This window comes from Cellulomonas sp. IC4_254 (assembly GCF_011603975.1).
Classification (GTDB): domain Bacteria; phylum Actinomycetota; class Actinomycetes; order Actinomycetales; family Cellulomonadaceae; genus Cellulomonas.
The window spans coordinates 1-12,737 of sequence record NZ_JAANNB010000002.1 but is presented as its reverse complement, the minus strand read 5'-3'; the positions used below and the strand labels follow the sequence as shown (position 1 = coordinate 12,737).

The following is a 12,737-nucleotide window of genomic DNA, read 5'->3' as shown; positions in this document are numbered from 1 at the left end:
CCGGCCGAGTCTAGACGCTGGGGCGTCGCTGCCGTCCCGGGCCCCGGATGCTCTAGTGTTCCCGCCATGTCCGATTCGCCGACCCGTGCGCCGTGGCACGCCGACCTCGCGCGACGCGACCGGGCGGCCCACGAGCGGATGGCCGAGCGCGCCGCCGCGACGGCCGAGCCCCTCCTCCAGCAGCGCTTCGACGCCGTGACCGCGGAGCTGCACGTGCTCCGCGCGGCCGTCGCGCGCCGCGACGCGCTGCTCCGCGAGCAGACCCACGCCCTGCGCGAGCGCGAGGCGTACGTCCGCGAGCTCGAGGCGCAGGTCCAGCAGCGCCCGGCCTCCGCGGCCGGCCTGCTCCGGAAGGCGGTCCGGCGCGCCCGGTCGGTCGCCGGCCGCTACGTGCGCGCGGGGCTGTCCCAGCGATGAGCCCCGTCCTGTCCGTCGTCCTGCTCGGGGGCGGCGACGACGCCACCGTGCTCCGCACCGCCCGGAGCCTGGCCCTCGACCCCGGCGCGCCGGCCCGGCTGGTCGCCGACCCGGGCAGCGTCTCCCCGCAGGGCCGCGAGGCCGTCGACGCCGCGCTGCCCCGCCGGGTCGAGTGGGTCGGCGGCCCGCTCGGCGCCCGCGCGGCCGGCGCCGGCGGCGACTACCTCGGCCTGCTCGCGCCCGGCGACGAGCTGGAGCCGGGCGTGCTGTCCGCCGCCGCGGAGTACCTGGCGGCCCGGCCCGAGGCCGACGTGCTGTACGTCGACGAGCAGTGGGACGCCCCCGGGATCGAGGGCATCCACACCAAGCCCGGCTGGGCGCCGCACTACCTCGAGGGCTGGGACTACCTCGGCCGGCTCTGCCTGGTCCGCCGCACGCTGGCCGAGCGGGTCGGCGGCGTCGCCGACGACGAGCGCGCCGCCGAGTGGGACCTGCACCTGCGGGTCACCGAGGCCACCGACCGCGTCGAGCACCTGCCGGTCATCGGCGTGACCCGGCTGCGCCCGCCGTCCACGGACCCCGCAGACGTCGAGGCCGGCCGGCGCGCCGTCGCCGCCCGGTACGAGCGGCTCGGCGTCCCCGCGACGGTCGAGGTCGCGGACCCGGCGGGCTACCTGCGGGTCTGGCGGACGCTGCCGGAGCCGCCGCCCCTGGTCTCGGTCGTGATCCCGACCGGCGGCGGCCGGCGCGACGTCCGCGGCGAGTCGACGCTCGTCGTCGAGACCGCCGTGCGCTCCCTGGTCGAGCGGACCACCTACCCGCGGTGGGAGATCGTGCTCGTCGCGAGCGAGAACACCCCGGAGGGGGTCGTGGACGTGGTCCGCGACCTGGCCGGCGACCGGCTGACGGTCGCCCCCGTGACCGGCGAGTTCTCGTTCTCGCACTCGGTCAACGAGGGCGTGCGGGTCGCGCGCGGCGACCTGGTGGTGCTGCTGAACGACGACACCGAGGTGGTGGAGCCGCGCTGGCTCGACCGCATGGTCGCCGTCGCGCAGGACCCGGGCGTCGGGGCCGTGGGCGCCAAGCTGCTGTTCGAGGACGGCACCATCCAGCACGTCGGGATCGTGCACGACGACGCGTGGCTGCCCGTGCACGCGCACCGGGTGGGCGCCGACGACGCGAGCCACTTCGGCGCGAAGATCGTCGACGTCGACTACCTCGCCGTGACCGCCGCGTGCGTGCTGGTCCCCCGCGACCTCTACCTCGAGCTCGGCGGCTTCAGCGAGGAGCTGCCGATGGCGTTCAACGACGTCGACTTCTGCCACAAGGTGGTGGCCGCCGGGCGGTCGGTGGTGTGCACGCCGTTCGCGACGCTGTTCCACTACGAGAGCTCCAGCCGGGTGGCCGACGTGCGGCCGTTCGAGCGGCAGTACCTGGTGGAGAAGACGGTCGAGCTCGCGAAGCACGACCCGCACGTGAACCACCGCTCGGTGCGCTGACGCGCGGCGCCCGCGCGGGCAGCGGTGCCCGCGGGGGCACCGGTCCGTTGGGCGCCGACGCGGTCAGCGGCGGCGGGCGAGCCGCCAGCGCACCTTCGCGACCACCTGGCGCACGCCGCCGGCCCGCAGGTGCCGCCAGACGGCGCCCGCGTCGGTGCGCAGCGCGCGCAGCCGGCCGACCCGCGGCACCGCGACCGGCACCGGCGCGGCCGGGTCGGACGTGGCGAGCCGGTGCGCGTCGGCCGCCCGGCGCGGCGCGCGGCAGAACTCGACCAGCGGCGCCAGCACCACGGGCCAGGTGAACTCGCGGGCCGTCTCCGCGACGGCGGCGCGCGCGGCCGCCGCGGCGTCCGCGTCGGTCAGCAGCTCGGCGAGCGCGTCCGCCAGCGCGTCCACGTCCTCCGGCGGCACCGCGCGGCCCAGGCCCCGCTCGCGCACGAGGTCGGCGAACCCGTCGCCCTCGGTCGACACGATCGGCAGCCCGGCCCACAGGTAGTCCAGGATGCGCGTCCGGAACGAGAACTCGGTCTCCACGTGCGGGAAGTGGCAGCTGACGCCCACGTCCGCGTCCACCAGGTAGTCCGCGCGGGTCTCGTACGGCACCCAGTCGTCGTTGAAGAACACGTGCGAGCCGGTCAGGCCGAGCTCGTCGGCGAGGTCCCGGGTGCGGGTGGCCACGGCCATCTCCGGCACGTCGGGGTTGGGGTGCTTCATGCCGAGGAAGTACAGCCGCACCTCCGGCACCCGGGCGCGCACCCGGTCGACCGCGCGGATCAGCGTCAGCGGGTCGAACCAGTTGTAGACGCCGCCGCCCCACAGCACGACCTTGTCGTCCGGGCCGATCCCGGGCGTGGCGCCCTTGATGGCGTGCCGCGCCTGCACGGGCGCCTCGGGCGCGGTGCCGAACGGGACGATCGTGAGCAGCGACGCGAGGCTCGGGTCGGCGTCGTAGGTGTCCGGGTTGATCCGGCCGGCGGCCGAGAGGTGCCCGAACCACAGGTCGCGCTGCCGGCGGGACGCGCACAGGAACAGGTCGCCGCGGCGCAGCTGGTCGCGGAGCTCGCCCAGCGCGAACGCCAGGGCCCGCTCGCGCTCGGCGGCGGGCTTGTACCGGTCGACCTCGAGCGTCTCGATCTGGAACGGGTCGTACAGGTCGACCACGATCACCTGCGGGCAGTCCTGCAGCCACGCGAACGCGTTGAACACGAAGCCCTGGACGACCACCACGTCCGCGGCGTCGACGTCCGCGCGGAACGCCTCGACGGTCGTGTGCTCGGCCCGGAAGCCGACGCCGTCGCGGCTGCACCGGCCGAAGGTGACGAGCCGGACGTCGTGCTCCTCGCTCAGCGCCCGGGAGATCTCCCAGGCGCGGATCGCGGGGCCGGCCATCCGGTCGGCGATCGTGTCCAGCGTGACGACGAGGACCCGCTGCCGGGTGCCCGCCGGCGCCGGCGCGGTCACGACCAGCGCCCGTCGAGCGCCAGGTAGCCGCCGGACTCCACCGGCGTGCCGAAGTCCACCACCAGCCGCGCGCCCTCGCGCACGTAGTCGTAGACGTGCGTCGTGGACTGGTCGACCACCGACGCCATCACCTGGAAGGTGCCCGGCTGCAGCGCGAGCCGCGGGATGGTGCACTCGACGACGCCGGAGCCCTCGATGGCGTCGATGCGGTGGCCGAGGTCCCGGGTGTTGTTCGCCCACAGGTAGACGCCGTCGTGCGACTCCAGCGCCAGGCCGAACACGGGGTTCTCGATGCGCTCCCGCGCGGTGTACCGGAGCCGGATGGTCACCTCGTCACCGGTGCGGAACGAGGCGGCGGGGCCGGACGGGCCGACCAGCTCGACGGCGTCGATCTGCGCCTCGCCGGAGCCCCAGCGGACCTCGCCGTCCCGGCCGGTCCGCTGGTCCGTGCGGGTGGAGTCGAGGTAGCGCTCGAGGATCGGCTTCGCCTCGCCCGTCTCGACCAGCTTGCCGTGCGACAGCCACGCGACGTTGTCGCACATGTTGCGCAGCGACGGCATCGAGTGGCTGACCACGACGACCGTGCGGCCGTCCCGGCGGAACTCGACGAACTTCTCGGTGCACTTCTCCTGGAACGCGGCGTCGCCCACGGCGAGCACCTCGTCGACCAGCAGGATCTCGGGGTCGACGTGGATCGCGACCGAGAACCCGAGCCGCACGTACATGCCGGAGGAGTAGTTCTTCACCGGCTGGTCGATGAACTGCTCGACGCCGGAGAAGTCGACGATCGCGTCGAACTTGCGGTCGATCTCCTCGCGGCTCATCCCGAGGATCGAGCCGTTCAGGTAGACGTTGTCCCGGCCGGAAAGCTCGGGGTGGAACCCGGAGCCGACCTCGAGCAGCGCGGCGACCCGCCCGCGGGTGACCACGTCGCCGGAGTCCGGGTACAGGATCCGCGCCAGGCACTTGAGCAGGGTCGACTTGCCGGAGCCGTTGTCCCCCACCAGGCCGAACGTGCTGCCCTGCGGGATCTCGAAGCCCACGTCGTCCAGGGCCAGGAAGTCCTCGTAGACCGACCGCCGGCGCCGCATGACCGCGGCCTTCAGCGTCTGGTTCCGCTCGTGGTACACCCGGAACTTCTTCGTCACGGAGTCCACCGTGACGGCTGCCTCGCTCACAGCGCCTCCGCCAGCTTCTTCTCGTGCCGGCTGAACACCCACACGCCGAGCAGCACCGACCCCACGGCCCACGCGACGCAGTACAGCGTCGAGTCGAGCGGCGGCCAGGTGTTGTCGTACAGCGGCGCGCGGAACAGCTCCACGAACCGCTCCATCGGGTTCAGCCGGTACACGTCGTACAGGGTCACCGAGCCCAGCAGCGGGCCGAGCTTCTCGGACTGCTCCAGCACCAGCGACGTCGGGTACACGATCGGCGTCGCGTAGAACCACGCCTGCGTCAGGATCCCGACGAAGTGCTGGGTGTCGCGGAAGTACACGTTCGCGACGGAGAGCATCAGCGAGACCCCGAACGCGAACAGGAACAGCAGGGCCATCACGACGACGACCGCCGGGGTCCACAGCAGCGACGCGGCACCGAGCAGCGTCAGGGCGATCAGCAGCACCACCATCTCGATGGACCACGAGAACACCAGCGACAGCGCGTTGGACAGCGGCAGCGCCGCCCGCGGGAACGCGACCTTCTTGATGAGGTTCTCGTTGCCGACCAGCGAGCCCATGCCGCCGTTCAGCACGTTGACGAAGAAGCCCCACGGCAGCAGGCCGCACAGCAGGTAGACGGCGAAGTTGTGCAGCCCGGACGGGTCGCCCGTCGGGATCGGCACCCGCAGCACGAACGAGAACACCGCCGTGAAGATGAGCATCTGCGCCAGCGGGTTCACCAGCGACCAGAGCTGACCCAGGACGGTCCGCTTGTACTTGCCCTTGACCTCGCGGCGGGTCAGGTTCGCCAGGAGCTCCGGCGCCTGCCGGAGCTCGCGCACCATGGTGATCACCGGGCGCCCCCGCGGACCTTGCCGTACAGGGACCGGGGCACGCGCAGCAGCCGCCAGCCCAGCGTGCCCTGCACCTCGCGCAGCGAGGCCACGGCGGCGTCGCGCTCGGCGCGGGCGCGCTCCGCGGTGTCCCGCAGCGTCGCGACCTGCGACCGCAGCGACTCGCGCTCGGCCACCGCGCGGCTGAGGGCGGCGTCGGCGTCGTCCCGGACCGCGCGCAGCACGAACTGGAACGTGGTGGCGTCCTCCTGGGCGCGGACCCAGTCCACGACCCCGGGTGGCAGCGCGGCCGCGTCGATCTCCACGTCCGCGTCGAGCGGGTCGCGGAACGTGGTGCGCAGGTCCGCGGCCGCCAGGCCGGTCTCGGCCAGCAGCTCGAGCACCGAGCGCCGCGTGAAGAACCGGATGTGCGTCCGGTCCAGCAGGCCGACCTCGGTGTACTGCCAGCGGCCCTGCAGCAGCGCCAGGCGCAGCGAGCCGTGCGCGACGTTCGGGATGGACATGACGACCGAGCCGCCCGGGCGCAGCAGCGTCAGCAGGCGGCGCAGCACGTCGGCGGGGTCGGCGACGTGCTCCAGGACGTCGGCGAACACGAGGACGTCGTACGTCCGGTCCCCGAACTCCGCCGCGACGTCCATCGTGCTGAGGTCGCCGACGACGAGGTGCTGCAGGTGCGGGCGCGCCTTCTCGGCGGCCTCGGGGTCGTACTCGACGCCGCTGACGGTGCAGCCGCGCGCGGTCAGCGCCTCGGCGAGGTAGCCGGTGGCGCACCCGACGTCGAGCACGTCGCTGCCCGCCGGGACCAGGCTGAGCACCTGCGCGTGGCTGGTGTTCGACACCGACAGGTCGAGCGTCGTGTCGTACTGCGACATGGGAAGACTTCCGATCGTCCGGGGGCGCGAGCGCCGCGTCAGCATACCCGCGGTCGCCCGCGCCCCCGTCGGACCGGCTCAGTCGGCGAAGTACCCGAACACGTCCGCGACCACGTGGCTCGTGCCCAGGTTGTTGTACACGTTGACCCGCCCGGCGCTCGGGGCGACGTACACCTGGTTGGCCTGGTCACGCCCGGCGCCCGCGTTCAGGTCCGACGTCCCGGGCCGCGCGCCGGCGCCCCAGACCGTCAGGTACGTGGCCGCCGCGGAGGCGTTGGTCGACGTGAGGTTCATCGCCACCGACGAGGCACCCGCGGGCAGCCCCGCCACGTTGAGCGAGCGGGTCTCCCCCGCGCCCAGCGGCGCACCCGAGCGGGTGTCGAACGCCCGCACCGGGGCGATGGGCGTGAAGGTGGCCGACGCGGACGAGCCGTACCAGCCGACGACGTCGACCACGACCTGCTGCGCGACGCCGTCGACGTACACGTCCAGCTTGCCCCCGGTCAGCGTGACCACGGCGCGGTTCGCCACGTCGCGGCCCGGCTGGTTGTTCACCGTGGACGTGCTGCCCACGGCGGCCCCGCTCGGGACCACCGCGACGTAGCCGTAGCCGCCCGGCCGCACCGACACGACGTTCACCGCCACCGCCGTCGCGTCGGCCGGCACGCCACCGGTGCCCGCCACCTGCACGGTGCGTCGGGTGCGCGGCTGCACGGCGCCGCCGGACTGCCGGGTGTCGAGCACGCGGGTGGCGCTGCCGAGCGCCTCGTAGCCGGTGCCGGACGCGCTCGTGTAGTACCCCGTCACGTCCACCAGGAGGTGGGTGCTGCCGAGGTTGTTCCACAGGCTGACCTTGCCCTCGCCCCCGACGCCGACCACGAGCGAGCCCGCCGTGGTGCGGCCGGGGTCGGTGTTGAGCACCGAGGCGTTGGGCATGGTCTGCCCGGCGGGCCAGGCCCGGATGTGCGTGATCGTCGAGGAGTTGACCGCCGTGACGGTCAGCGCGACGGCCTTGGCATCCGCCGGGATGCCGGACACGCCCGCGACCTTGACGTCCACGCGGGAGGCCGCGCCGAGCGAGGCCGCGGACGGACGGGTGTCGAGCACCCGGGTCGGCGTCATCGGGACGAACCCGAGGTCCCCGGTGAGCGCCACCGGCGCCACGGTCGGCGGGTTCTGGCTGCCGGTGACGGTGACGTTCGCCGTGTAGGGCACGAGCGTCGTCGCCCCGTACGTGCCGGTCAGGGTCAGCCGGTAGGTGCCGGGTCCCGCGGCGTTGCCCGCCGAGGACGTGCCGTTCCAGGTCGCGATCGCGCCGCCGCCGGAGGCGCCGGAGCTGCCGTTCACGCGCTGCACGATGATGCCGGTGCGGGTGTCGGTGACCGCCAGCGACCAGTTCGCGCCGGTGATGACGCCGCCGGTGACCGAGACCGACCCGCCGATGCCGATGGACGAGGCGGTCGCCGCCGGGTTGACGAAGCCGGCGCCGATGATCGCGCGGGCCCGGTTCTTGATCGCGCCCAGCACGGCGTAGCCGGCGTTGCCCGGGCACGCGGTGTACGCGGTGTCCCGGTGGCCGACGACGACCGGCAGCGCGAGCGACGTGCCCGCGGGGTACCGCGAGTTCTCGCCGCCGAGGGTGGTGTAGCCGACGGTGCTCGTGGGGTCGCGGTGGTACTGCGACAGCCGCCAGGCGATCAGCCGGGCCACGGACTCCTGCGTGCCGGCGGACGGCGTGATCGAGCTGTAGTCGCCGAGCATCGAGATGCCGACCGTCGAGGTGTTGAACCCGCCGGCGTGCACGCCGATCACGGGCTGGGTGCCGGAGTTCGCCCGGCCCTCGTACACGTTGCCCCACTTGTCGACGAGGAAGTTGTAGCCGATGTCGCACCAGCCGCGACCGGTGATGTGGTACGCCTGGTCGTTCCGGATCTGCTGCATCGCCTGGGCGACCGACGTGTAGGAGTTGCTGCCGGCCGTGTGGTGCACGACGGCCGCGAGCAGCGTGCGCGCCACGTCCGGGGTGCACGACGGGGCGCGGGCGCCCCACTCGGCCCGGGAGTACACCCGCGGCGCGTCCACCGCGGCCGGCACGACAGCGGCAGCGGTGCGGATCACGGCGTCGCCGGTGGACGCGGCACCCTCGACGCTCGCCGCGGCGTCGTCCTGGGCGCCCGCGACGGCGGGCTCCTCCTCGGGCGAGCTCACCTGCACGAAGGTCATGTCCTGCGGGCCGCCCTCGGCGGTGGCGGCGAACGACAGCTGCACCGCCTCGGCCTCGCCGATCCACAGGGCGTCGGTCCCGCCGCGCAGCTCGTGCTCGGCGTCGACCCCGCCGGCGTCCGCCGCGAGGTCGGAGGCCTCCAGGTCGGTCCAGCCGGACCAGGTGCCGTCCGACAGCGTGCGGGCCTGCGGCGCCAGGTCGGCCGCCTCGGCGCCGGCCGGCCAGGTCACGCCCACGGTCTGGGCGCCGGTGGTGTCGACCGGCGGGGTCACGACCCGCTCCGGCTCGGTGGCGTCCAGCAGGTCGGCGACGACCGGCTCGTCCGCGGCGTCGACCGCGGGCAGGTCCTCGGGGGCGGGCGCGGCGTCGGCGGCGTCGGGCTCGGCGGCGTCGGGCTCGGCTGCGTCGGGCTCGGCGCCCTGCGCCGTGCGGGCCGCGGCGTCCGGGGCGACCGGCTCGGCGTCGGCCTGCGGGGCCACGACGAGCGTGGCCTCCTGCACGGTCGTGCCGACGGCGGGCTCCGCCGCGTCGGGCTCGGCGCCGGGCGTCCCGAGGGTCGCCTGCAGCGACTCCTCCGACACCCCGATCGGGTCGGCGGCCACCGCGGTGGCCGGGGCGGGTGCTGCGGCGGCCGCGGCCGGCGGGAGCCCCGCCGGGACGGCGGTCGCGGCGGCGACCGCGAGAGCGAGGAGGAGGCGCGAAGGCATGGCGGAGGTCCCGTGGTGGACGACGGCGGACCCTCGCAGGGTCAGCCACGGAGTGACTGCAGTCAAGGACGGCCTCCGCGTGTCCCCCCGCGGCGTCCGGTTGGTCCCGGTACGCCCGGGCCCCCGGCGTGATCGGTACGCTGGGTGCCGCCCACTTTCACCTCGGAGGTCCTCTCGTGCGCATGCTCGTCACCGGCGGAGCCGGTTTCATCGGCTCCAACTTCGTGCACCAGGTCGTGCGCGAGCACCCGGAGGTGCAGGTCACCGTCCTGGACGCGCTCACCTACGCGGGTGACGAGAAGAGCCTGGCCCCGGTGTGGGACCAGGTGACCTTCGCCAAGGGCAGCCTCACGGACCACGACATCGTCGACGACCTGGTGAAGAACAGCGACGTCGTCGTGCACTTCGCCGCCGAGTCGCACAACGACAACTCGCTGCACGACCCGTGGCCGTTCGTGCACACCAACGTCATCGGCACGTACACGCTGCTCGAGGCGGTGCGCCGGTACGACGTGCGCTACCACCACATCTCCACCGACGAGGTCTACGGCGACCTCGAGCTGGACGACCCGGCCAAGTTCACGCCGGACACCCCGTACAACCCGTCGAGCCCGTACTCGTCCACCAAGGCGTCCTCGGACCTGCTGGTGCGCGCGTGGGCGCGGTCGTTCGGCGTGCGCGCCACGATCTCGAACTGCTCGAACAACTACGGCCCGTACCAGCACGTCGAGAAGTTCATCCCGCGCCAGATCACCAACGTGATCGACGGCGTGCGGCCGAAGCTCTACGGCACCGGCGAGAACGTCCGCGACTGGATCCACGTCGAGGACCACAACTCGGCCGTCTGGGACATCATCACGAAGGGCCGCCTCGGCGAGACCTACCTGATCGGCGCGGACGGCGAGGAGAACAACAAGACCGTCGTCGAGCTGATCCTCGAGCTGACCGGCCAGGCGCCCGACGCCTACGACCTGGTGAGCGACCGCCCGGGCCACGACCTGCGGTACGCGATCGACGCGACCAAGCTCCGCACCGAGCTCGGCTGGGAGCCGCGGTACACGACGTTCCGCGACGGCCTCGCCGCCACGATCGAGTGGTACCAGGCCAACGAGGCCTGGTGGCGTCCGCAGAAGGACGCGACCGAGGCGAAGTACGCGCAGCTCGGCCGCTGACGCACCGACGACGCCCCCGTCCGGGTCACCGGGCGGGGGCGTCGTCGTGCTGCGGGGCCGCGGCCCGCTCCGGGTCAGGGGCGGGCGTGCCGCCAGGCGTCCCACGCGCTGGCGAGCGTGCTGGCGAGCGTCTCCTGCGCGCGCCAGCCGAGCACCCGCTCGATCGCGGCGGGGTCCGCCACCACCTCGGCCGGGTCCCCGGCCCGCCGGCCGACCACCTCGGTCGCGATCGGCGTGCCCATCGCGGCCGCCAGCCCCTCGACGACCTGGAGCACGGACGTGCCGGTCCCGGTGCCGACGTTGAGGCAGCGGTACGGCTCGGCGTCGTCGGCCATCGCGTCCAGCGCAGCGACGTGGGCGCGCGCGAGGTCCATCACGTGCACGTAGTCGCGGACCCCGGAGCCGTCGGGGGTCGGGAAGTCGGTGCCGAACACCCGCGGCCGCTCGCCCCGCCCGACCGCGTCCAGCACACGCGTCACCAGGTTGGCGACCGCCGGGTCGCCGAGGTCCGGCCAGCCCGCGCCGGCGACGTTGAAGTACCGCAGCGCGGTCCCGCGCAGCGCGCCCGTGGCGGCCACGTCCCGCAGCATCCACTCGCCGACCAGCTTGGTCCGCCCGTACGGGTTCACCGGGGCGGTGGGGGCGTCCTCGCGGACCAGCCCGCCGGCGACGTCCCCGTACACCGCGGCGGACGACGAGAACACCACCGACCGCACGCCCTCCGCGACGCCCGCCGCGAGCACCGCGCCGAGGCCGTCGAGGTTCTGCGCGTAGTAGCGCAGCGGGTCCGTCACCGACTCGTCGACCCGCTTGCGGGCCGCGAAGTGCACGACGTCGGTCACGCCGCGGCGGCGCACCAGGCGCCCCAGGGCCTCCGCGGCACCCGGGCCCGCGACGTCCAGGCGGACGAGCTCCGCCCCGCCGACGCGCTCCGCCGTGCCGGACGAGAGGTCGTCGACGACCACGACGTCCCGGCCGGACCCCACGAGCAGGCGGACGACGTGCGCCCCGATGTAGCCGGCGCCGCCGGTGACGAGCACGGTCATGCGCGCCAGCCTAACCAGCCCCACCTGCACACATCCTCCACCGGCTCACCCCCGTGGTTACCCCTGCGGGCGCGGGTGTGCTCCTATGCTCGTCCCTCGTGACCTCCCGCCATGCCGCTCCGCCGCGCCCGCGTGCCGTCCGCCACGGCCGCCCCCGGCGCAGCCACGGCGTCCTGCGCGGCGCCGCCCTGGCCGTCGTGGCGGTGCTGTGCTTCGGCGCCTCCGGGGCGGCGGCGCTGTACGTCCAGCTCAACAGCAACATCAACACGATCGACGCGAGCGACCTGATCCAGGCGCTGCCCGAGCCCGCCGTGACCGCCACCGGCCCCGCCGACCCGGACGACCCGGCGAGCGGCCGCGACGTCAACATCCTGCTGATGGGCTCGGACGAGCGGGACGGCGAGAACGAGGCGATCGGCGGCTACGTCGGCGGCATGCGCTCGGACACCACGATCGTCGCGCACATCTCGGCGGACCGGACCCGGGTGGAGCTCATCTCCATCCCGCGCGACTCCCTGGTCACGATCCCGTCCTGCACGATGAGCAACGGCTCGACCACCGGGGTCCAGAAGAACGCGATGTTCAACTCCGCGTTCTCGATCGGCGCCGACAACGGCGGTGACATCGCCTCGGCCGCGGCCTGCACCGTCAACACCGTGCAGCAGAACACCGGCGTGCGGATCGACCACTTCGTCGTCGTCGACTTCGCGGGGTTCACCAAGATGGTCGACGCCATCGGCGGCGTCCCGATCTGCATCCCCAACGACATGGACGCCCCGAAGGCCGGCCTGCAGCTGACCGCCGGCCAGCAGACGCTCGACGGCACCCAGGCGCTGGCGTTCGCCCGGGCGCGGACCGGCGTCGGCGTCGGCGACGGGTCGGACACGAACCGCCTCGGCCGCCAGCAGGAGCTGCTGGCCGCCGTCGTGCGCGAGCTGCTGAGCAAGAACATGCTCACCGACATCACGCAGCTGATCCGGTTCCTCGACTCGGCCACCGAGTCGCTGTCGATCGACTCCGGGTTCAGCTCGATCTCCGACATGGCCGGGCTCGCCTACAGCCTGCGGGGCGCGTCGGCTGACAACATCTCCTTCATGACGATCCCGTTCGCCGCAGCGCCGAGCGACCCGAACCGGGTGGTGTGGACCTCCGAGGCCGACGCGATCTGGGCGAACGTCGCGGCCGACCAGCCGATGCTGTCCGGCACCAGCCAGGACACCGCGGCGGGCGGCGACACCGGTGCCGGGACGGGCGACACGGGCACCGGCGACACCGGCACCGGCACCGGCGACACGGGCACCGGCGACACCGCGACCGGGGACCCCGCC

At 74.0% G+C, this 12,737-nt stretch carries 10 protein-coding genes; 4 read left to right on the top strand and 6 right to left on the bottom strand.

Annotation, left to right across the window (positions count from 1 at the left end; all coding sequences use genetic code 11):
- Window positions 1–66: 66 nt before the first annotated feature.
- Entirely contained in the window at window positions 67–417 is a 351-nt protein-coding gene (locus G6556_RS00370) for a hypothetical protein (RefSeq protein WP_166937594.1), read from the top strand.
- Window positions 414–1,916 carry a glycosyltransferase gene (locus G6556_RS00365; RefSeq protein WP_166937593.1) on the top strand — a complete coding sequence of 501 codons (1,503 nt, stop codon included), beginning with the start codon at window positions 414–416 and terminating at the stop codon, window positions 1,914–1,916. The genes G6556_RS00370 and G6556_RS00365 overlap by 4 nt, the downstream gene beginning before the upstream one ends.
- Window positions 1,917–1,979: 63 nt before the next feature.
- Here G6556_RS00365 and G6556_RS00360 read toward each other — a convergent pair whose 3' ends face one another.
- The 5 genes from G6556_RS00360 to G6556_RS00340 all read right to left on the bottom strand — a co-directional run bounded on the left by G6556_RS00360 (window position 1,980) and on the right by G6556_RS00340 (window position 9,191).
- Entirely contained in the window at window positions 1,980–3,377 is a 1,398-nt protein-coding gene (locus tag G6556_RS00360) for a glycosyltransferase (protein ID WP_346774632.1), read from the bottom strand.
- Window positions 3,374–4,555 (bottom strand): ABC transporter ATP-binding protein, encoded by a 1,182-nt coding sequence (locus G6556_RS00355; RefSeq protein ID WP_346774631.1) that lies wholly within the window; start codon window positions 4,553–4,555, stop codon window positions 3,374–3,376. Before G6556_RS00355 ends, G6556_RS00360 begins: the two co-directional genes overlap by 4 nt.
- The gene (locus tag G6556_RS00350) at window positions 4,552–5,379 is read right to left on the bottom strand and encodes an ABC transporter permease (RefSeq protein ID WP_166937630.1); all 828 of its coding nucleotides are present in this window, start codon (window positions 5,377–5,379) and stop codon (window positions 4,552–4,554) included. Before G6556_RS00350 ends, G6556_RS00355 begins: the two co-directional genes overlap by 4 nt.
- A gap of 5 nt (window positions 5,380–5,384) precedes the next feature.
- A complete protein-coding gene (locus G6556_RS00345; RefSeq protein ID WP_166937592.1) occupies window positions 5,385–6,260 on the bottom strand; it encodes a class I SAM-dependent methyltransferase in 876 nt (291 codons plus the stop codon).
- Between the two features lie 78 nt (window positions 6,261–6,338).
- Entirely contained in the window at window positions 6,339–9,191 is a 2,853-nt protein-coding gene (locus G6556_RS00340) for a peptidoglycan recognition protein (RefSeq protein WP_166937591.1), read from the bottom strand.
- Window positions 9,192–9,367: 176 nt separating this feature from the next.
- On the opposite strand from G6556_RS00340, the gene rfbB reads away from it, so the two are divergent.
- Window positions 9,368–10,363, top strand: a complete 996-nt coding sequence (rfbB, locus tag G6556_RS00335; protein WP_166937590.1) for a dTDP-glucose 4,6-dehydratase — start codon at window positions 9,368–9,370, stop codon at window positions 10,361–10,363.
- Between the two features lie 74 nt (window positions 10,364–10,437).
- On the opposite strand, the gene galE is transcribed toward rfbB, so the two are convergent.
- Complete coding sequence (gene galE / locus G6556_RS00330; RefSeq protein WP_166937589.1) at window positions 10,438–11,409, bottom strand: UDP-glucose 4-epimerase GalE; 972 nt, start codon at window positions 11,407–11,409, stop codon at window positions 10,438–10,440.
- A gap of 98 nt (window positions 11,410–11,507) precedes the next feature.
- Between galE and G6556_RS00325 the strand changes: the two genes are divergently transcribed.
- A partial coding sequence (locus tag G6556_RS00325; protein WP_346774630.1) for an LCP family protein occupies window positions 11,508–12,737 on the top strand: 1,230 nt, incomplete at its 3' end.

What these genes read in the sequence shown, in the direction of transcription:
- G6556_RS00370 (WP_166937594.1), top strand. Translation starts at nt 67, where the DNA reads ATGTCCGATTCGCCGACCCGTGCGCCGTGGCACGCCGACCTCGCGCGA.
- G6556_RS00365 (WP_166937593.1), top strand. Translation starts at nt 414, where the DNA reads ATGAGCCCCGTCCTGTCCGTCGTCCTGCTCGGGGGCGGCGACGACGCC.
- G6556_RS00350 (WP_166937630.1), bottom strand. Translation starts at nt 5,379, where the DNA reads ATGGTGCGCGAGCTCCGGCAGGCGCCGGAGCTCCTGGCGAACCTGACC.
- G6556_RS00345 (WP_166937592.1), bottom strand. Translation starts at nt 6,260, where the DNA reads ATGTCGCAGTACGACACGACGCTCGACCTGTCGGTGTCGAACACCAGC.
- G6556_RS00340 (WP_166937591.1), bottom strand. Translation starts at nt 9,191, where the DNA reads ATGCCTTCGCGCCTCCTCCTCGCTCTCGCGGTCGCCGCCGCGACCGCC.
- galE (WP_166937589.1), bottom strand. Translation starts at nt 11,409, where the DNA reads ATGACCGTGCTCGTCACCGGCGGCGCCGGCTACATCGGGGCGCACGTC.